Raw genomic sequence first — 18,656 nt, 5'->3', positions numbered from 1 at the left:
GCTTACTGTCCGGCGATCTTCATCTCTGGCAGCAGCACAGAACCACACTGTATATTACTGCGTGTTTCAATATCGTTACCGATGGTCACCATATTGCGCCACATCTCTTTCAGGTTACCAGCGATGGTAATTTCGCTCACCGGATACTGAATTTCACCGTTCTCTACCCAGAAGCCCGCCGCGCCGCGGGAGTAGTCGCCGGTAATGCCGCTCACGCCCTGGCCCATCAGCTCGGTGACCACCAGCCCGGTGCCCATCTCTTTCAGCATCTGCTCGAAGCTAAGGCCCTGACCTTTAATACGCCAGTTATGGATGCCGCCAGCGTGACCGGTGCTTTTCAGCCCCAGCTTGCGCGCCGAGTAGCTGGTCAGCAGCCACTGGGTCAGGATGCCATCCTTGATGATGTCCCGGCGCTCGGTACGCACGCCTTCGCTGTCGAACGGCGTTGAGGCCAGCCCTTTCAGCAGGTGCGGGTGCTCCTCAATGGTCAGCCACTCCGGCAGGATCTGCTTACCGAGTGAGTCCAGCAGGAAGGTCGATTTACGGTAGACCGCGCCACCGGCAATGGCCCCAACGAGGTGCCCAAACAGCCCGGTGGCCACTTCGTTGGCAAAGATCACCGGGGCTTTCATCGTCGAGAGCTTGCGTGGGGCAAGGCGTGCCAGGGTGCGTCTGGCGCACTCCTCTCCAACCCACTCCGGCGTCTTGAGATCGCCCAGCGCACGGCCAATGGTGTAGGCGTAGTCGCGCTCCATGTCACCGTTCTCTTCGGCGATAACGCAGCTGGAGAGCGAGTGGCGGCTGGAGCTATAGCTTTGCAGCATGCCGTGGCTGTTACCGAAGACTTTAATCCCGTAGTGGCTGTTGAAGCTGCCACCCTCGGTGTTGGTGATGCGTTTGTCCGCCTTCAGCGACGCCTGCTCGGCGCGGGCCGCCAGCTCAATGGCCTCGTCCGGGGAGATCTCCGCCGGATGGAAGAGATCCAGATCCGGCGCTTCAAACGCCAGCAGCTCGCGATCGGCAACGCCTGCAAAGGGATCCGGCGAGGTGTAGCGAGCGATGTCCAGCGCCGCCTGCACGGTACGGGCGATCGCGTCCGGACTCAGGTCGGTAGACGAGGCGCTGCCCTTGCGGTTTTGGTGATAAACGGTGATGCCCAGCGCACCGTCGCTATTAAATTCAACGTTCTCCACCTCACCGTAGCGGGTGCTGACGCTAATACCGGTGGTCTTCGATACCGCTACTTCCGCACCGTCTGATTTACCTGCGGCTAAGCCCAGTGCGGTGGAGACGGCCTCTTCCAGTGCTTTGCGTTGCTCTGCAACTTGTGTGATTACTTTCATCGCCAATGCCATAATGTAAGGGGAGTTTTAAAGAAGTCTAACAGAGAACCCATTCTCAGTGTGCTCCCAGGGTGTTAGTATTAGCCTCTTTTTTAAGGAGCCTGAGATGACCAAGCAGCCCGATGACTGGCTCGATGACGTACCCGGTGATGATATCAACGATGAAGATGATGAGATCATCTGGGTCAGTAAAAGTGAAATTAAGCGCGATGCGGAAGAGTTAAAACGCCTCGGCGCAGAGATGGTAGACCTGGGCAAGAACGCCCTCGACAAGATCCCGCTGGATGACGATCTGCGCGCCGCCATTGAGCTGGCGCAGCGTATCAAGAAAGAGGGCCGCCGCCGCCAGATGCAGCTGATTGGCAAACTGCTGCGCCAGCGCGATGTCGATCCGATCCGCCAGGCGCTGGACAAGCTGAAAAACCGCCATAACCAGCAGGTGGCGTTCTTCCACAAGCTGGAGCACCTGCGCGATCGCCTGATCGCCGAGGGTGACGACGCGGTGCCGGAGGTGTTAAACCTGTGGCCGAACGCCGATCGCCAGCAGCTGCGTTCGCTGATCCGCAATGCGCAGAAAGAGCGCGACGGCAACAAGCCGCCGAAGTCCGCGCGTCTGATCTTCCAGTATCTGCGCGAGCTGTCGGAAGCCGAAGAGTAGTTTGTAAACGCCGGGTGGCGCTTCGCTTACCCGGCCTACGGTTTATCCCGCAAACGAGATGCCCTTCGTAGGCCCGGTAAGCGTGAGCGCCACCGGGCAATTTCGCTATTTCTTCTCTAAGCGGTCCAGTAGCTTCTGGTGGATGCCACCAAAGCCACCGTTGCTCATCACCAGAATGTGATCCCCCGGCTGGGCGGTCTTCACAATCATATCCGCCAGCGCATCAACATCGCCATGCCAGTGGGCAGGCTGTATGCACGCCTCTGCTACCTCCGACACCTGCCACGGAATATGCTGCGGCTGTAACAGGAAGACCTCATCGGCGCGGCCCAGCGACGGCGCCAGATCGTCCTTGCAGAGGCCCATCTTCATGGTGTTGGAGCGCGGCTCCAGCACGGCAATAATGCGCGCCGTGCCACCAACCTTGCCGCGCAGCGCGGCGAGCGTGGCCAGGATAGCGGTCGGGTGGTGAGCGAAGTCGTCGTAGACGCTGACGCCGTTGGCGGTGCCGCGCAGCTCAAGGCGGCGGCGGGCGTTCACGAAGGAGCCGAGGGCGTTGGCCGCGTCTGCAGGCGTGACGCCAACGTGGCGGGCGGCGGCAATCGCCATCAGGCCGTTATGCATGTTGTGCTCGCCGACCAGATCCCACTTCACCTGGCCCACACGTTCACCGTCCAGCAGCACTTCCCACTCTGAGGCGTCGGTGGTGAGTTTTTTCGCCTGCCAGTGGCCCTGCTCGCCTACCAGCTCCTGCTCGCTCCAGCAGCCCATCGCCATCACCTGCTTCAGGTTGATGTCGCTCTCCGGCAGAATGATCTTGCCCTGTCCCGGCACGATACGCACCAGGTGGTGGAACTGCTTCTGAATCGCTTTCAGGTCGTCGAAGATGTCGGCATGATCGAACTCAAGGTTATTAAGGATCAGGGTGCGCGGCGCGTAGTGTACGAATTTGGAGCGCTTATCAAAGAACGCACAGTCGTACTCATCGGCCTCAATCACAAAGAACGGGCTGTCGCCCAGGCGCGCAGAGACGTCGAAGTTACCCGGCACGCCGCCGATCACAAAGCCAGGCTTGTAGCCGCAGGCTTCGAGGATCCAGGTCGCCATGCCCGCGGTGGTGGTTTTACCGTGGGTACCGGCTACCGCCAGCACCCAGCGGTCGCGCAGGACAAAGTCGTGCAGCCACTGCGGACCGGACATATAAGGGATGCTCTTCTCCAGCACCGCCTCAACGCACGGATTTCCCCGCGTCATGGTGTTACCAATAATCACCAGATCCGGGGCCGGATCGAGCTGGCTGGCGTCGTAACCCTGAATTAAGGAGATGCCCTGCTTCTCCAGCAGGGTGCTCATCGGCGGATACACATTGGCGTCCGATCCCGTTACTTCATGACCTAAAGCACGCGCCAGCAGCGCCAGCCCGCCCATGAAGGTTCCACAAATTCCTAAAATATGAATGCGCATACGTCTGTCCTTCTTTTAACTGGCGCTCATATTACCCCCATGTCCGGCACAGAGAAATGCATTTAAGCGGAATCTCACTATTGCTGGCGCGATTCACCTGTGCGCATTAATTTAGATCTTTGTTAGTATTGCTACAGTCGCTTTACTCCACATTAATTGCAGGGAAAGTGTTATGAAAACGTTAGGTGAATTTATCGTCGAGAAGCAGCATGATTTCTCTCATGCTACCGGGGAACTGACCTCGCTCCTGTCGGCGATAAAGCTGGGCGCCAAAATCATCCACCGCGATATCAATAAAGCGGGGCTGGTCGATATTCTGGGGGCCAGCGGGGCCGAAAACGTGCAGGGCGAGGTACAGCAAAAGCTCGATCTGTTCGCGAATGAGAAACTGAAGGCGGCGCTGCGCGCGCGGAATATCGTGGCCGGTATCGCGTCAGAGGAAGAGGACGAGATCGTTGTTTTTGACGGCTACGAGCACGCGAAGTACGTGGTTCTCATGGATCCGCTGGATGGCTCCTCCAACATTGACGTTAACGTCTCCGTTGGCACCATCTTCTCTATCTACCACCGCGTCACGCCGGTAGGCACCCCGGTCACCGTGGAAGACTTCCTGCAGCCGGGCAACAAACAGGTTGCCGCAGGCTACGTGCTCTACGGCTCCTCGACCATTATGGTCTACACCACCGGCTGCGGCGTGCACGCCTTCACCTACGATCCTTCCCTCGGCGTCTTCGCCCTCTGCCAGGAGCGCATGCAGTTCCCTGAGCTGGGTAACACCTACTCCATTAACGAAGGCAACTATATCAAGTTCCCGCAGGGCGTGAAGAAGTACCTCAAGTTCTGCCAGGAAGAAGATAAGATCACGCACCGCCCCTACACCTCGCGCTACATCGGCTCGCTGGTGGCAGACTTCCACCGCAACCTGGTGAAGGGCGGGATCTACCTCTACCCGAGCACTGCAACCCACCCGGAAGGCAAGCTGCGTCTGCTGTACGAGTGCAACCCGATGGCCTTCCTGGCCGAGCAGGCGGGCGGTAAGGCGAGCGACGGTAAAGAGCGTATTCTGGATATTATTCCGGAGTCGCTGCACCAGCGCCGTCCGTTCTTCGTCGGTACCAACGCAATGGTCGAGGACGTAGAGCGCTTTATGCGCGAGTTCCCGGACGCTTAAAACGCAGGAGTGTTACCCTCTCCGCCTGGAGAGGGTAAGTTGCGTTAGCCTGCGGCCTGCAGACGAAACGAGGCCATGGCGGCTAACAGTTCGCGGGACTGTTGCTCCAGCGAGTGGGTCGCAGCAGAGGATTGCTGCACCAGCGCCGCATTCTGCTGGGCGGTCTCATCCATCTGGTTCACCGCAATATTCACCTGCTCAATGCCCCGGCTCTGCTCGTGGGACGCGTTGGCAATCTCCCGCATCAGCTTCGTCATACGCGTCACTTCGCTGGCGATCTCATCCATCGTCTCTCCGGCCTGCATCGCCAGATTGCTGCCCTCGCCAACGTGAGTCTGCGAGTCGGTAATCAGGGTACGGATCTCTTTCGCCGCATCGGCGCTGCGGCTCGCCAGGTTACGCACCTCGCCCGCCACCACGGCAAAGCCACGCCCCTGCTCTCCCGCCCGCGCCGCTTCTACCGAAGCGTTAAGGGCCAGGATATTGGTCTGGAAGGCGATGCCGTCGATCACGCTAAGAATGTCGGCGATACGCGCCGAGCTGCCGGAGATATCCTGCATCTTCTCGATAACGTAGCAGACCATTTCGCTGCCGCGATCGGCGGTATCGGAGACCGTCTTCGCCAGCTGGTGCGCCTGCTCGGCGTTGGCGGCGTTCTGCTTCACCGTGGCGGTGATCTGCTCCATGCTGGCGGCAGTCTGCTCAAGGGAGGAGGCGGTGGACTCGGTGCGCTGGGCCAGATCGACGTTACCGGCGGTCAACTCCCGGCTGCCGGTATCGATCTGCGCACTGGCGTCGCGGACGCGGGTCACCGAACTCACCAGAGCGTGGCGCATGTTCTCAATCGCGGCGTTGAGGCGGGAGAACTCTTTGCTGGCGACATCGACCTGGGTGGAGGTCAGATTACCCTCTGCCACCTGCTCCAGCTGCTGGATAGAGGCATTCAGCGGCCTGAGCAGCATATGACGCAGCGCCAGCCATGCCAGAACAATGATGCCTGCGGTCACCAGCGCGGCGATGACGATCAACGCCATCACCCGTTTTTTACTCGCCTGCACCGCGTCTACTTCCGCTTTGCCGCGCGCCTCGCCCCACTTCATAAAGGCCTGCATATCGTTATCAAACTGGCGCGATACCGGCACCAGCTGATTCTCCAGCAGGGAGTAGTAGTCGTCCGCGCTCTGCTGATTGAGCGCGGTCAGCATAGGAACAATGCCCTGGGCAGTATAGACCTGATAGCTTTTGGCCACCGCTGCCAGCAGCGCCTGGCCGCTCTCGTCCTCTACGCCTGCGTCGATGGTCGCCTGCAACCCTTTCTGGGCCTGCGCGACCTCGCTATTGATGTTTTTGACAGACTTACCCGCGTCGTCCAGCAGCCCGACCTCCATCATACGCACCGCCTGTCCGGCCTCGTTACGCGCGCGCAGGATCAGGGTGTAGCCCTCGTTGAGGCGCGCCATCTGCTCACCCTGAAGGTGATTAATACGCTGTAGCGAGGAGGAGCTTTGGCTCAGGGCATAAATACCGATGCCGCTGACCAGAAGGAGGAGTAACGTCATTACGGCCAGCAAGGAGAGCAGGCCTGTGCGAATCGAAAGCGTTCTAAGCATGATGGTGATCCCGGTAGCAGAGAGACTTCGTAGCGTGAATAGCGCTGATTCGAACAGTTATCGACCGCTACCGGGAAAGCTTTAGTTATTTTTTAGTCATATCAAAAAGTTATGGCTTCGTTGCCGGAATGCTTACCCGCGTCACCGGAGAGTTCTGGCGGTTCTCCCACAGCACCGTCAGGCCGCGTTGCAGGGCAATAAAGATAAACAGCAGAATGCCGATGGCGATTTTGGTCCACCACGAGCTGAGCGTGCCGTCGAAGTTAATGTAGGTCTGGATCAGCCCCTGGATCGCCACGCCAAACAGCGTGCCTAATACGGTGCCAACGCCGCCGCTGAGCAGGGTACCGCCAATTACCACCGAGGCGATGGCGTCCAGCTCCACCCCTACCCCCGCCAGGGCATAGCCCGCCTGGGTGTAGATGGAGAAGACAATGCCCGCCAGCGTTGCCAGCCCGGTAGAGAGCATATAGATACGAATCGTTGTGCTGCGGGTAGAGATGCCCATCAGGTTGGCCGAGGTGGCGCTGCCGCCAATAGCATAGACCTGGTTGCCGAAGCGCGTGCGGTGGGCGAGGAAGATGCCTATCACCACCACGCCCAGCATCAGCAGCCCCATCGCGCTCAGGCGACCGCCGCCGGGAATTTTCCACGCCAGGCTGGAGAGGGTGTCGTAGATCGGATGGTTAATCGGGATCGACTCTTCAGAAACCAGATAGCTGACGCCGCGCAGGAAGAACATCCCGGCGAGGGTGATGATAAACGCCGGGATCTTCAGGGCGTCGATCAGCAGGCCCATAAAGGCACCGAAGGCGCAGCCCATCACCAGCACCAGCGGGAAGGCCAGCAGAGGTGAGATCCCCCAGAAGCCGATTGCCTTTGCCAGAAAGACGCCGGTAAAGGCGATCACCGACCCCACCGACAGGTCGATGCCGCCGGAGAGGATCACAAAGGTCATGCCGACGGCGATGATACCCAGAAAGGCGTTATCGGTCAGAATGTTGCAGATAACCCGCGTCGAGGCAAAGCCGGGAAACTGGGTCAGGCAGTAGAGATAGCCGAGCACGAACACGCCGAGCGTGATCATCAGCGGCAGGTTACGTTTTATCATGACCACGGCTCCTCTTAATCAGGTCGATAAAGCGCGGCGACTGTACAATCAGCACGCACATCACGACAATGGCCTTCACGACCTGGTTTAGCTCCGGCGGGAAGCCTGACAGCAGGATCCCGGTATTCATCCCCTGGATAATTAGCGCCCCTACCACCGACAGCAGCAGGTTGAAGCGTCCGCCCATCAATGACGCACCACCGATCACCACCGCGAGGATGGCGTCCAGCTCCAGCCACAGTCCGGCGTTATTGGCATCCGCCCCGCGAATATCCGCCGTGACGATGATGCCAGCAATGGCGGCACAGATACCGCTCAGCACGTAGGTCAGCATTACCACCACCCGGGTATTCACCCCGGCGTTTTTCGCCGCGCGGATGTTGATCCCCACCGCTTCGATAAACATGCCCAGCGCCGTCTTGCGGGTGAAGAGCCAGAACACAATCAGCGTTACCAGAGCGATAATCACCGGTGTCGGGAAGAGCAGCAGCGATCCGCTGCCAAGCCAGGAGAGGCTGGGCGCGTTAAAGGTGACGATCTGCCCGGAGGTGATCAGCTGCGCCACGCCGCGCCCGGCGACCATGAGTATCAGGGTGGCGACAAAGGGCTGGATCTTGAGAATGGCTACCAGCACGCCGTTCCACAGTCCGGCCAGCACGCCGCTGCCGATTGCCGCCAGCAGCACAATCGGCAGGCTATGTCCGGCAACGGTCATTGAGGCCGCCGTCGCCCCGGCGATGGCCATAATGGCCCCCACGGAGAGGTCGATCCCACCGGTGGCGATCACCAGCGTCATGCCGATCGCCAGCAGCGCGACCGGTGCGGCGCGATTAAGAATGTCGATGGGGCTGCCGAACAGCCGCCCATCCTGCAGAACGATCTGGAAAAAATGCGGCGCAACCAGGCTATCAACCACCAGCACCAGGATCAGCGCCACCAGCTGCGGCATACCCGTCGGCCAGCTTATGCGCCGCTTCGGCTGGCCGGTTTGCGGAAGGGAACGGGGCATCACACTCTACTCCTTATGCCGCAATGGCATTCATGATCGCCGGAACCGAAAGTTCTGCGAGCGGGATCTCTGCCACCTGCTTGCGGTCGCGCATGATGATCACCCGATCGGCATAGCCGACCAGCTCCTCCAGCTCGGAGGAGATCACCAGCAGCGCTAAGCCGTCGGCGCACAGGGTTTCGATAAGCCGGATGATTTCGGCATGCGCCCCCACGTCGATGCCGCGTGTCGGCTCGTCGAGGATCAGGAACTGGGGTTTGGTCAGCAGCCAGCGGGAGAGCAACACCTTCTGCTGGTTGCCGCCGGAGAGAAACTCAATCGGCTGCTCGGCGCTGGGGGTGCGAATACCCAGCTGGCGAATAAAGCGCTCGGCGATCTCATTCTGCTCCCGGCGGGGAATAGGCCGCAGCCAGCCGCGCTGGGCCTGCAGAGCGAGAATGATATTTTCCCGCACTGAGGCCGCGGCAATAATACCGTCGGTTTTGCGATCCTCCGGACAGAAACCGATCCCCAGGCACGATGCCTGATGCGGCGAGCGCAGCGTCTGCGGTTTGCCTTTGATCGTGGCGCTACCGCTGTCGGCGGGCTTGATGCCGAAGATTACCTCGGCGGTTTCGGTCCGCCCGGAGCCTAACAGCCCGGCGAGGCCAACGATCTCACCGGGACGCACTTCGAAGCTAAAGGGCGCGATGGTTCCCTTCTTACCAAAGTCAGTAAAGGCGGCCACCGGCTTGTCGCTGAGCAGCGTCCGACCCGCCCGTTGCAGGGCGTTGGTCTCCAGCTCGCGCCCCAGCATCATTTTCACCAGCTCGATCTGCGGCAGCTCGCGGGTTTCGCGACAGCCGACAAAGCCGCCGTTGCGCAGGACGGTGATGCGATCGCTCACCTCGTACACCTGATCGAGAAAGTGGGTAACGAAGATCAGGCTTACCCCTTGAGCGCGCAGCTGGCGCATCAGGGTGAAGAGCATCGCCACCTCCTGCGTATCGAGGCTGGCGGTAGGCTCGTCGAGGATCAATACCTTCGCCGAGAGGTCGATAGCCCGACAGATGGCGACAATCTGCTGCATCGCCACCGAAAAGCGGTTCAGCGGCTCGCGCACGTCGAGGGAGAAGCCGTAGGAGGCCATCAACGCGGTGGCGCGCCGCTCCATCTCTTTGCGCTGAAGAAAGCCAAAGCGCCGTGGCTCACGGCCGATGAACAGGTTATCCGCCACCGACATGTTCGGCAGCAGGTTAACTTCCTGATAGACCGTCCCGATGCCCAGCTGCTGGGCATGGGCGGTATTTTTAGGCGAGATCTCCTGCCCTTCGAGGCGAATAACGCCGCGATCGGCATGATAGACGCCGGTCAGCGCCTTGATGAGCGTCGATTTACCGGCCCCGTTTTCTCCGAGGAGGGCCATAATTTCGCCCCGGCGCAGGCTGAAGTTGACGTTATCAAGCGCCTTTACGCCGGGGAAAAATTTGCTAAGCCCCTCGGTACTGAGAATTTCCTGGTGTTGGTCGGTGGTCATGATGGCCTCCCCGAAACGAACCTGATACGTGATGCCGCAGCACCCTGTAGGCCGGATAAGACGCCTGCGTCGACATCCGGCGCGGCATTGCCTGATGGCGCTACGCTTATCAGGCCTACAAAACCATGTTTAACATGGCCCATGACGCTCAGGCTCAGTAGCCCATATTTTTCTTCTTCTCGAGCTCTTCTTTCGCCGTATCCGGCAGGTAGAGCGTCGATTTGGTCATGGTCATTTTCTCAGGCTGGGTGCCGTCTTTTTTGAATTTCTCCAGCGCATCAAAGGCCGGGCCAGCCATATTTGGCGTCAGCTCGACGCTGGCGTTGGCTTCACCGTCAATCATCGCTTTGAAAATATCCGGCACGCCGTCAATGGAACCGGTCAGAATATCTTTGCCTGGCTTCAGGCCCGCCTCTTTAATGGCCTGAATAGCACCGATGACCATATCGTCGTTATGGGCATAAACCATGCAGATATTCTTGCCGTTATTTTCAGCTTTGATAAAGCTCTCCATCACCTCTTTACCTTTACTGCGGGTAAAGTCGCCGGACTGGGAGCGAATGATTTTAATATTAGGCGCTTTGGCGATGGCGTCAGCGAACCCTTTTTTACGGTCAATCGCCACGCTCGCCCCTACCGTGCCCTGCAATTCAACGACGTTACACTGCTTATCGCCAACGGTTTTAATCAGCCACTCGCCGATCAGCTGGCCTTCCAGCACGTTATTAGCGGTAACGGTGGTCATGTAGAGCGACTTATCTTTCACATCAATGGAACGGTCAAGGAGGATCACCGGGATCTCGGCGTCTTTAGCCTCTTTTAGCACCGGCTCCCAGCCGGTCGCCACCACCGGAGCAATGAAGATGGCATCCACACCCTGAGCGATGAACGAGCGCACCGCCTTGATCTGGTTCTCCTGTTTTTGCTGACCGTCGGCGACTTTCAGCGTAATGCCGCGTTTCTCGGCTTCGCTTTTCGCGACGTTGGTTTCAGCGGCACGCCAGCCGGACTCGGAGCCGACCTGCGAAAAACCGACGGTTAACGGGGCTGCCATTGCCATAGACGACATGGCTGCTGAGACTGCTGTGACCAGAAGTAAGCGCTTCCACATAATAACGTCCTCGTAGGGGTGATTATTGTTTGGCTAAAAGATGTTCGCGAAGAGACTATAGCGAATGGAATATGTAACGAATTGCGTTACATCACACTTCAAAAAAGTAAATAAAACGTTAATCACAAGTTTGTAATCGCTTTCATTTAGCTATGAAAAATGCGGCTGAGGTTATGTACTTTTCGGTCATCTGAATGGTCTGATAAACGCGCGATCGGCGAAGTGAAAACGAAAACAGGCGAAGACTTTCGGCGTGAGTTGGCTATAATACCCGGCACTTGTTTGCCACACATTTTAAAGGAAACAAACATGAGCTTACTGAACGTACCGGCGGGTAAAGATCTGCCAGAAGACATCTACGTTGTTATCGAGATCCCGGCGAACGCCGATCCGATCAAATACGAAATCGACAAGGACACGGGCGCGCTGTTCGTTGACCGTTTCATGTCTACCGCGATGTTCTATCCGTGCAACTACGGCTACATCAACCACACCCTCTCTCTGGACGGTGACCCGGTTGACGTGCTGGTCCCGACCCCGTACCCGCTGCAGCCGGGTTCAGTGGTTCGCTGCCGTCCGGTTGGCGTGCTGAAGATGACCGACGAAGCGGGCGAAGATGCCAAGCTGGTTGCGGTTCCGCACACCAAGCTGAGCAAAGAGTACGATCACATCAAAGATGTGAACGACCTGCCAGAGCTGCTGAAAGCGCAGATCACCCACTTCTTCGAGCACTACAAAGATCTCGAGAAAGGCAAATGGGTTAAGGTAGACGGCTGGGATAACGCCGAAGCCGCGAAAGCAGAAATCGTGGCCTCTTTCGAACGCGCTGCGAAGAAGTAATCTCTACCCGCAAGTAGAACAGAAACACCGCCCTAAAGGCGGTGTTTTTTATGGATAAAAACAGCGCCACCCGAAGGTGGCGCTGCTGTTAATCCCGATCCCTGTCTAACCAGTTCCCGGTCTCTATCCGCGTGTGTTCATCCACCGAAAGCTGGTACACATACATCCATGCACTGCCGTACGGTGTCTGAATCAATTGACGCTTGTACTCCCCGCCAGCGGTGCGGAGCTCATCCAGCTCGGCCAGGGTCTCAGCGTCAATACGGTAAACCTCACCCAGCACATGGCCCGGACCGGGCACCGCACCTGGGTAGTGCCCCAGACTGTAGAGTTGATAATCCTCAACGCTGTGATCGCCCAACCATTGAGCGTTAGTCATCCAGTGACTGTTACCTTGCTTGCGTCGTAAACTGCCGTAAACAAATATTCGCATTGCTAAAACTCAAACTGATAGAGCAGATCTAGTGCCTGGTCTACGCCAGACACCGCTTCCAGATATAGCTTAGGCATCAGGCGATAGCGTAACGTGAGCGTCGCCAGAGAGTCAAAAATACCCACGCCATACTTCACCTGCAATCCCGGCAGAACATAGCCGCTGACCACCACCTGGGAGGAGTCACCTACGCCCTGCGTGTCCAGTGCCAGATTGCTAACGCCAAAGGTCTCGCCGATTCGACCCACAACCTGTCCGCTCTGGGCAACGCCCAGGCCCACCAGCGCCGACGTCATCGCTGCGCTGTCACTCTGCGTGCTATCTAACCCCTGACCGCGAAGCAGATAAGAGAGCGCCTCCTGCTGCGACATCGCCGGGTCAGAGAAGATCTCCGCCTTCGGTTCGTCGGCGGTTCCGGTCACACGCACACCGGCAATCACGTCGTTTTCGGTGGATTCCGGGTTACGGATCGCTTCGATATTAAGCAAAGGTTGATCCGGCGGACCCGAGAACAATAACTCACCTTTGCGCACAATCAAATCCTGACCGTACGCGTGGAAGCGTCCTTCGGGAATATTAATCTGCCCGTTTAACCCAAGTCCTTGTTTATCTTGAGCAACTTTAAGATCGCCCGTTAAGCGTGCTTTTAAGCCAAACGCGTCCAGACGTACGTTATTGCCCACGTGAACGGTCAAATTACTGTTAATCGGGATGCCCGCGCTCTGCGGCTCCTCCGGCTGCAGCTGGCTGTTGAGCATCACTTCGTCGCTGGAGACCCCCACTGCGCTCTCTGGTACTTCGTGAACCACAATACGCGCCCAGGGCACGTCAATGCTGCCGTCGAGGGTGAAGAGCTGCGGCGTGGCTTCGAATACCACATCCGGGGAGGCATCCAGGCGTACCATCGGTGGAACGGTAATGCGTACCCGGCTCCCCTTCGCCGCGATCCGCGCGCGCCAGTTATCGATCTGGCTCCAGTCGGCGTTGCCGCTCAGGTTGATCTCGCCCTGTCGGGTCCGCACCACACCCTGTAGCGTGGAGCTTTGGCCGTTGAAGTTCATCGCCAGCTGGCTGGGCTGCATCTCAAACGGCATAAAGTTGGCATCGATATCTACGCCGTTCAGCCCCATCTGACCAAACAGCTGCGGGCTTTGCACGTTACCCGCCAGCCGCAGATTCGCATTGAGGGTCCCCGCTGCCTTCTCACCACGAGAGAAGATGGCGTTGATCATCGCGACGGAGAAGTTGCGGATGTTGACCGTGCCGCCGAGGTTACGCTGCCCCTGCGGATCGGTGACCTGCACCTGGCCGTCAAACTGGCCGTTATTGGTGAGGCGCATCATCCAGCCGAGATCGGCCCGGTTATCGCGCAGCTTCGCGTTGAGGTTGAGCGTATCAAACGCCACCCGCAGCGGCGCATCATTGACGGTCTGCGTTACCTGCACGTTACGCCCGGCCAGGGTCACTTCACCCTGCGGCAGGCCTGGTTTAGTGGTATCCCAGCTGACGTCCGCCCGGCCGCTAAACGATCCGCTGGCCTGGGTGGTATCCGGCATAAAGGGCTTCAGCATCGCCAGGTCGAAGCGGTTCAGGTTCACCACCGCCCGCCCCTCAGCGCCTGCGTCCACGGTCTGAGGTACGCATAGCTCGGCGTTCGGGTTCGTCCAGCAGTGTGGCCCGATGCTTACCTTCTGCTCCTCGCCGCGGTAGTCCAGGGCGATGGCGCGGTTCAGCGACCACGGCCCGACCGGGGTAGCAAAGCGCGTATCGCTCAGGGTACCTTTCCAGCGCTGGTTGGCGCGGTCAAAGCTGCCCGCCAGCCGCAGCTGGCCGGAGACCGGCTCGCCCTGCGCTCGCAGGTTCAGCTCATGCTGCTTCTCGCTGCCTTTGGCATCCAGCGTCACCAGGCTCAGGTTAACGCCCGGCTGCACAATACGCTCCACGCGAGCGGTGAGGTTACCGGCGATCTGGTCGGTAGATTTTACGTCACCCTCAACGCGCACGCGGGCGATGGATAGCTCCTGCCAGCGCAGATTATTGGCGGTGATATCCGCCTGCACCTGCGGCGCGTCCACCGTGCCGCGCACCTTCACTAACCCCTTCGCCGTGCCGCCCAGGCCCGGGAGAGCGTTATCCAGCCCCGGCGCGTCGATGTTGGCATCAAGGTTCAGCGCTTTCACGCCCAGCTCGCCTTTCACGTCGGCGCTGTTGCGCCCCAGTTCAAGATGCAGACCCGGCACGGTCCACTGCATATAGCTATTGCCCTTGAGCGAACCGTTGACATTTACCCTGTTGTTCTTGACGTTGCCGGTGATTTTCATCTCCGGCACTTCCATCTGCCAGCTGCCGCCGTAGAGGCTACCGCGGGTTTTGATCAGACCGTTGAGCTTCGACGGCCAGTCGGGCACCTCTTTAGCGGTATTGATGCCGTTGAGCGTCAGCTCCCCACGCCAGCTGATCGCCTGCTGCCAGTCGAGCAGCGCCTTCAGCTCGGTTTTGCCCTCCAGCGCGGCGACGGTCAGCTTGTCGAGATTGATCTGCTGCTCGTTACCTTTCGCATCCAGCGTAATGGTCGCAGGCGGAACCTGCTGTCCTTTCACCGCCGTGCGGAACGAAAGGGTGTAGTCGGTCATCTTACCGCTCAGCTTCAGCCGCAGATCGTCCGCCTGGTACTGCCGCTCGCCGGTAAAGGGCCAGTAGAGCTGCTCGCTGATGATGTCCAGGTTCAGGGGCAGCCCCGCCTCCGCCAGCTGCGTCTTCGCCCGCAGCACCATGTCCACCGGACCGGAGAGGTTAACGCCCACGTCGAGGGTCTCGCGCAGCGCGCCGCCGATCTTCAGCTTCACCTTCTCGCCCTTAAGCGGATCGACGTTAAGGGTGCTGTTAAGGGTGATATCCACCGGCCAGTTGTTGCTCAGCTGCGCCGTGCCGCTGGCGTTGACCGTACCCTGGTTAGAGTCGATATCAAGAGTGTCGAGGGTGGTATTGCCATCGATGCTGCTTACCTTCAGCAGCAGGCTGCGTACCAGGATATCGTTATCGCCGGTGAGGCGCAGCTGCTCGCCGCGAAACTCTTCGATATTGAGGTTAAGCGGCAGGTGGACGTCGGTCATTTCCGGCAGCACCGGCTTAGAGAAGAGATCCTTCAGCGTTTCACCGAGCGGCTTCTCCTCAGGCCTCGGCTGCTCGATCTTCGGCTCGACGATCTGCTCCTGGGCCACGTCGGCCACCTTCGGCAGGGCGATCAGCAGCCCCTGCAGCGAGGTCGGCTTAACGGTCAGGTTTTTCTCCTGCCAGTCCAGACCGGTAGTGAAGTCCATCACCGAGACGGTGGTGTTATCGATCTTGATATTGACGTTGTTCAGCGCCACGCGGCTGAGGGTAATCGGATACGGGGTGGAGAGATCGAGCGGCCCGCTATCCTCCTCTTCTACCTGAGCGGCAGGCGGCATTTTGCTGCTATCTACCGTCACGTTAATATCTTTTAGCGCCAGATCGTTAACGCACAGGCTGCTGTCCCGCAGGCAGGCAAGCTTTACCTCGAGGTGAATCTCCCCTGCGTTAACCGCCACGCCGGGCTGGTCGTAGCGAATATTGCGTAGGGTCAGATCGCGCCAGCCGCCAGTAACCTGACCAATCTCCAGCCCCGGTACCCAGCGGTTGGCGGCCTTGAACAGAATATGCAGCCCGCTGGTGGTGCCCACCAGGAACGCCACCGCCCCCAGCAGCAGCACAATAAACACCACCACTCCGAGGCTTATCTTCTTCCATAAACTCATAATTCAGGCCCCAGACCGATGTAGAACTGTAGATCGTGTTTGTCGTCGTCCGCGATGGGCAGAGCAAAGTCGAGCTTCACCGGCCCGACCGGCGACTCCCAACGCACGCCCACGCCCGCGCCGGTTTTAAAGTCGCTGCGACGGATGTCGCTCACCGCCTCGCCGCTGTCGACGAAGGCCGCGCCCCACCACTTGCCGGTGACGTTATACTGATACTCAAGCGAGCCGGTTGCCAGCTTCGAGGCCCCCTTCAGCTTGCCTTCTTCATCCTCTGGTGAAATCGATTTGTATTTATAGCCACGGATGCTGCGATCGCCCCCGGCGAAGAAGCGCAGATCCGGCGGCACCCGGTCGAAGTCGCCGGTTTCAATCCAGCCGAGGTTGCCGCGCACCACAAAGCGATGGCGATCGTAGAGGGTGCGGATCCAGACGTTCTGCGCCTGGAATACGGAGAAGTCGACGTCGGAACCCCAGGCGGTATTTGAATAGTCGATGGAGTAGCGCTGGGAGTCACCCCAGGTCGGCATCAGGCCGCCCCGGGAGCGGGTCCGGCTGATCATCACCCCCGGATAGAGCAGCATCGTGGTGTTGGTCACGCTCCCTTGGGTAAAGTGATCCAGGCTCCAGCGCAGGTTAATGGCGCGCTGCCAGCCGCTGGAGAGATCCCAGTAGCGGGAGAGCGCCAGAGTAGTGGAGTCCGCCTCGGTATCGTTGAGATCGGTACGCTTAAAGCCGCCCTGCACCAGGTAGTACTGCTCCAGCGGGTTTTTCAGCAGCGGCATCTTGTAGCTAAAGTCGAGCTGCTGCTCCGGTGCCGAGATGCTGGTGGTGGTGGTAAAGCTGTGGCCGTAGGAGTTGATCCACGGCTTACGCCAGGTGGCCTTCACGCGTGGCCCAACGTCGGTGGAGTAGCCTACCCCGGTCTCAATCGTATTCTGCGTCCGCGGCGAGACTACGCCGTGCAGCGGTAGCACCTTGGTCTTGCGGGATTTTTCAAACTCTGGGGCAACAATCACCGAGTTAAACCAGCCGGTGGCGGAGAGACGACGGTTCAGCTCCGCCAGATCTTTAGTCTGGTACTCGTCACCCTCTTTGAAGGGTACCAGGTTTTGCAGATATTCGTCGCGGATCTGCGAGCCTTCAAAGGTCACCTTGCCGAAGCGGTAGCGCTGCCCGCTGTCGTAGTCGATATCCCAGAAGGCCTGATGGCGGTCGAGTGCGATGCCGAGCTGACTTTTGTTGAAGGCGCTGTCGAAGTAGCCTTTGCGCAGCGCAACGCTGGTAAGGCCCTTTTTAAAGCTGTCATAGTCGTTGTGATTCAGTACCGTGCCGATCGCCGGACGGGTTTTTAGCAGATCGAGGTAGTCACTGTCGGTGCGCGCCCCGCCGCGCAGGATCACATCCGTTCCCCCTACGCGCACAGGCGTGCCGGGCGAGACGCGGGCAATCAATACCTGGCGACCTTTCGCCGGCGGTGGACGCAGTTCAAAATCGATAGTTGGCTCATAGTAGCCCAGCGCTTTTAATCCATCGCGGATAGCATCATCAACGCGGGCGCGGAAACGCTGATCCGCAGTCACTTCGTCGCTCTCAATGGTCGAGAGCTGGGCGCGGACGTTTTTTTGCAGCGCACCCGTTAACCCCTCCACCTGCAAACGAACGTTTGCCGCTAAGGCCGTCCCGCTTGCCAGCAGCAGAGTGGCAAAACCTATCAGTCGGATGTGTGGCACGTTCTCTCCTGAATATCAGGCTTCCTGAGGTAAGGAAACCGAAATGCCGCTCCCCGGCTTAACAAATACCCACCATAGTGGGTTGAAAAATGGCTGGCTAGCCCAATATTTCTTAATGTTTAAATCTAGCCGTATTTGCAGCATTTATTGTGTTCAATTCAACGCTGCGTTACAACCTCGATCACATATCTGTTCCTGGGAGGCCACACCGTGAGTCTATTTGATAAAAAACACCTTGTTACTCAAGCGGATGCATTGCCAGGACGCAATACACCCATGCCGGTTGCCAGCCTGCATGCCGTTAACGAACACTCAATGACCCATGTTCCGGAAGGGATGGAGACCGCGCTGTTTGCGATGGGCTGCTTCTGGGGCGTGGAGCGCCTGTTCTGGGTGCTGCCTGGCGTCTATAGCACTGCGGCAGGCTATGCGGGCGGCTATACGCCAAACCCCACCTATCGCGAAGTGTGCTCTGGCCAGACTGGCCATGCCGAAGCCGTGCGCGTGGTCTATGACCCGAGCGTGATTAGCTACGAGCAGCTTTTACAGGTCTTTTGGGAGAACCACGATCCGGCCCAGGGCATGCGCCAGGGCAACGACCACGGCACGCAGTACCGCTCGGCCATCTATCCGCTGACGCCGGAGCAGGACGCTGCCGCGAAGGCGAGCCTGGCCCGCTTCCAGGAGGCGATGCGCGCCGCCGGGGACGATCGCACCGTGACTACCGAGATCAAAACCGCTGGCCCGTTCTACTATGCCGAGGACGATCACCAGCAGTATCTGCATAAGAACCCGTACGGGTACTGCGGGATCGGTGGAATTGGCGTGTGTCTGCCGCCGCAGAAGATGGGTTGATATCGATATAATTTAAGTTGCTGGCC

At 59.0% G+C, this 18,656-nt stretch carries 14 protein-coding genes; 4 read left to right on the top strand and 10 right to left on the bottom strand.

The genetic code is table 11. The features are described 5' to 3' along the window. Positions 1–2: 2 nt before the first annotated feature. Complete coding sequence (gene pmbA, locus RTM13_RS13490) at positions 3–1,355, bottom strand: metalloprotease PmbA (protein ID WP_312212500.1); 1,353 nt, start codon at positions 1,353–1,355, stop codon at positions 3–5. 94 nt (positions 1,356–1,449) lie between these two features. Between pmbA and yjgA the strand changes: the two genes are divergently transcribed. Beyond that, on the top strand, positions 1,450–2,001 hold the full coding sequence (gene yjgA, locus RTM13_RS13485; RefSeq protein ID WP_103818587.1) for a ribosome biogenesis factor YjgA: 552 nt from the start codon (positions 1,450–1,452) through the stop codon (positions 1,999–2,001). Positions 2,002–2,106: 105 nt separating this feature from the next. On the opposite strand, the gene mpl is transcribed toward yjgA, so the two are convergent. Then, on the bottom strand, positions 2,107–3,465 hold the full coding sequence (gene mpl / locus RTM13_RS13480; protein ID WP_312212499.1) for a UDP-N-acetylmuramate:L-alanyl-gamma-D-glutamyl-meso-diaminopimelate ligase: 1,359 nt from the start codon (positions 3,463–3,465) through the stop codon (positions 2,107–2,109). 172 nt (positions 3,466–3,637) lie between these two features. On the opposite strand from mpl, the gene fbp reads away from it, so the two are divergent. Beyond that, a complete protein-coding gene (gene fbp / locus RTM13_RS13475) occupies positions 3,638–4,636 on the top strand; it encodes a class 1 fructose-bisphosphatase (RefSeq protein ID WP_312212498.1) in 999 nt (332 codons plus the stop codon). A 44-nt stretch (positions 4,637–4,680) separates the two neighbouring features. Here fbp and RTM13_RS13470 read toward each other — a convergent pair whose 3' ends face one another. From RTM13_RS13470 to ytfQ, 5 genes are all read right to left on the bottom strand, one after another. Next, the gene (locus RTM13_RS13470; RefSeq protein ID WP_312212497.1) at positions 4,681–6,246 is read right to left on the bottom strand and encodes a methyl-accepting chemotaxis protein; all 1,566 of its coding nucleotides are present in this window, start codon (positions 6,244–6,246) and stop codon (positions 4,681–4,683) included. A gap of 109 nt (positions 6,247–6,355) precedes the next feature. Then, the gene (gene yjfF, locus RTM13_RS13465) at positions 6,356–7,357 is read right to left on the bottom strand and encodes a galactofuranose ABC transporter, permease protein YjfF (protein ID WP_312212496.1); all 1,002 of its coding nucleotides are present in this window, start codon (positions 7,355–7,357) and stop codon (positions 6,356–6,358) included. Beyond that, positions 7,344–8,369, bottom strand: a complete 1,026-nt coding sequence (ytfT, locus tag RTM13_RS13460; protein ID WP_312212495.1) for a galactofuranose ABC transporter, ATP-binding protein YtfT — start codon at positions 8,367–8,369, stop codon at positions 7,344–7,346. The genes yjfF and ytfT overlap by 14 nt, the downstream gene beginning before the upstream one ends. Before the next feature lie 10 nt (positions 8,370–8,379). Next, positions 8,380–9,882 carry a galactofuranose ABC transporter, ATP-binding protein YtfR gene (gene ytfR / locus RTM13_RS13455; protein WP_312212494.1) on the bottom strand — a complete coding sequence of 501 codons (1,503 nt, stop codon included), beginning with the start codon at positions 9,880–9,882 and terminating at the stop codon, positions 8,380–8,382. A gap of 154 nt (positions 9,883–10,036) precedes the next feature. Beyond that, positions 10,037–10,993, bottom strand: coding sequence for a galactofuranose ABC transporter, galactofuranose-binding protein YtfQ (gene ytfQ, locus RTM13_RS13450; RefSeq protein WP_312212493.1), 957 nt, complete (start codon positions 10,991–10,993; stop codon positions 10,037–10,039). A 309-nt stretch (positions 10,994–11,302) separates the two neighbouring features. On the opposite strand from ytfQ, the gene ppa reads away from it, so the two are divergent. Continuing rightward, a complete protein-coding gene (gene ppa / locus RTM13_RS13445) occupies positions 11,303–11,833 on the top strand; it encodes an inorganic diphosphatase (RefSeq protein ID WP_042388429.1) in 531 nt (176 codons plus the stop codon). A gap of 88 nt (positions 11,834–11,921) precedes the next feature. Here the strand turns inward: ppa and RTM13_RS13440 are convergent, their stop codons facing one another. From RTM13_RS13440 to tamA, 3 genes are read right to left on the bottom strand one after another with little or no spacing between them, the layout of a single operon-like run. Beyond that, entirely contained in the window at positions 11,922–12,266 is a 345-nt protein-coding gene (locus RTM13_RS13440) for a gamma-glutamylcyclotransferase (protein WP_312212492.1), read from the bottom strand. 2 nt (positions 12,267–12,268) lie between these two features. Beyond that, positions 12,269–16,045: an autotransporter assembly complex protein TamB gene (gene tamB, locus RTM13_RS13435; protein WP_312212491.1), complete on the bottom strand. Its 3,777-nt coding sequence runs from the start codon at positions 16,043–16,045 to the stop codon at positions 12,269–12,271. Continuing rightward, positions 16,042–17,775, bottom strand: coding sequence for an autotransporter assembly complex protein TamA (tamA, locus tag RTM13_RS13430; RefSeq protein ID WP_312212490.1), 1,734 nt, complete (start codon positions 17,773–17,775; stop codon positions 16,042–16,044). Before tamA ends, tamB begins: the two co-directional genes overlap by 4 nt. A 210-nt stretch (positions 17,776–17,985) precedes the next feature. On the opposite strand from tamA, the gene msrA reads away from it, so the two are divergent. Next, the gene (gene msrA, locus RTM13_RS13425; protein ID WP_312212489.1) at positions 17,986–18,630 is read left to right on the top strand and encodes a peptide-methionine (S)-S-oxide reductase MsrA; all 645 of its coding nucleotides are present in this window, start codon (positions 17,986–17,988) and stop codon (positions 18,628–18,630) included. Positions 18,631–18,656 lie beyond the last annotated feature (26 nt).

Source organism: Pseudescherichia sp. (assembly GCF_031979925.1).
In the GTDB taxonomy this organism is placed as follows: Bacteria; Pseudomonadota; Gammaproteobacteria; order Enterobacterales; family Enterobacteriaceae; genus Pseudescherichia.
Note: the sequence above shows the minus strand (reverse complement) of the source record. Positions and strands in the feature narration are given on the sequence as shown.

Coding starts and splice junctions, on each gene's coding strand:
- pmbA (WP_312212500.1), bottom strand. CDS start 1,355: ATGGCATTGGCGATGAAAGTAATCACACAAGTTGCAGAGCAACGCAAA.
- yjgA (WP_103818587.1), top strand. CDS start 1,450: ATGACCAAGCAGCCCGATGACTGGCTCGATGACGTACCCGGTGATGAT.
- mpl (WP_312212499.1), bottom strand. CDS start 3,465: ATGCGCATTCATATTTTAGGAATTTGTGGAACCTTCATGGGCGGGCTG.
- fbp (WP_312212498.1), top strand. CDS start 3,638: ATGAAAACGTTAGGTGAATTTATCGTCGAGAAGCAGCATGATTTCTCT.
- RTM13_RS13470 (WP_312212497.1), bottom strand. CDS start 6,246: ATGCTTAGAACGCTTTCGATTCGCACAGGCCTGCTCTCCTTGCTGGCC.
- yjfF (WP_312212496.1), bottom strand. CDS start 7,357: ATGATAAAACGTAACCTGCCGCTGATGATCACGCTCGGCGTGTTCGTG.
- ytfR (WP_312212494.1), bottom strand. CDS start 9,882: ATGACCACCGACCAACACCAGGAAATTCTCAGTACCGAGGGGCTTAGC.
- ytfQ (WP_312212493.1), bottom strand. CDS start 10,993: ATGTGGAAGCGCTTACTTCTGGTCACAGCAGTCTCAGCAGCCATGTCG.
- ppa (WP_042388429.1), top strand. CDS start 11,303: ATGAGCTTACTGAACGTACCGGCGGGTAAAGATCTGCCAGAAGACATC.
- RTM13_RS13440 (WP_312212492.1), bottom strand. CDS start 12,266: ATGCGAATATTTGTTTACGGCAGTTTACGACGCAAGCAAGGTAACAGT.
- tamB (WP_312212491.1), bottom strand. CDS start 16,045: ATGAGTTTATGGAAGAAGATAAGCCTCGGAGTGGTGGTGTTTATTGTG.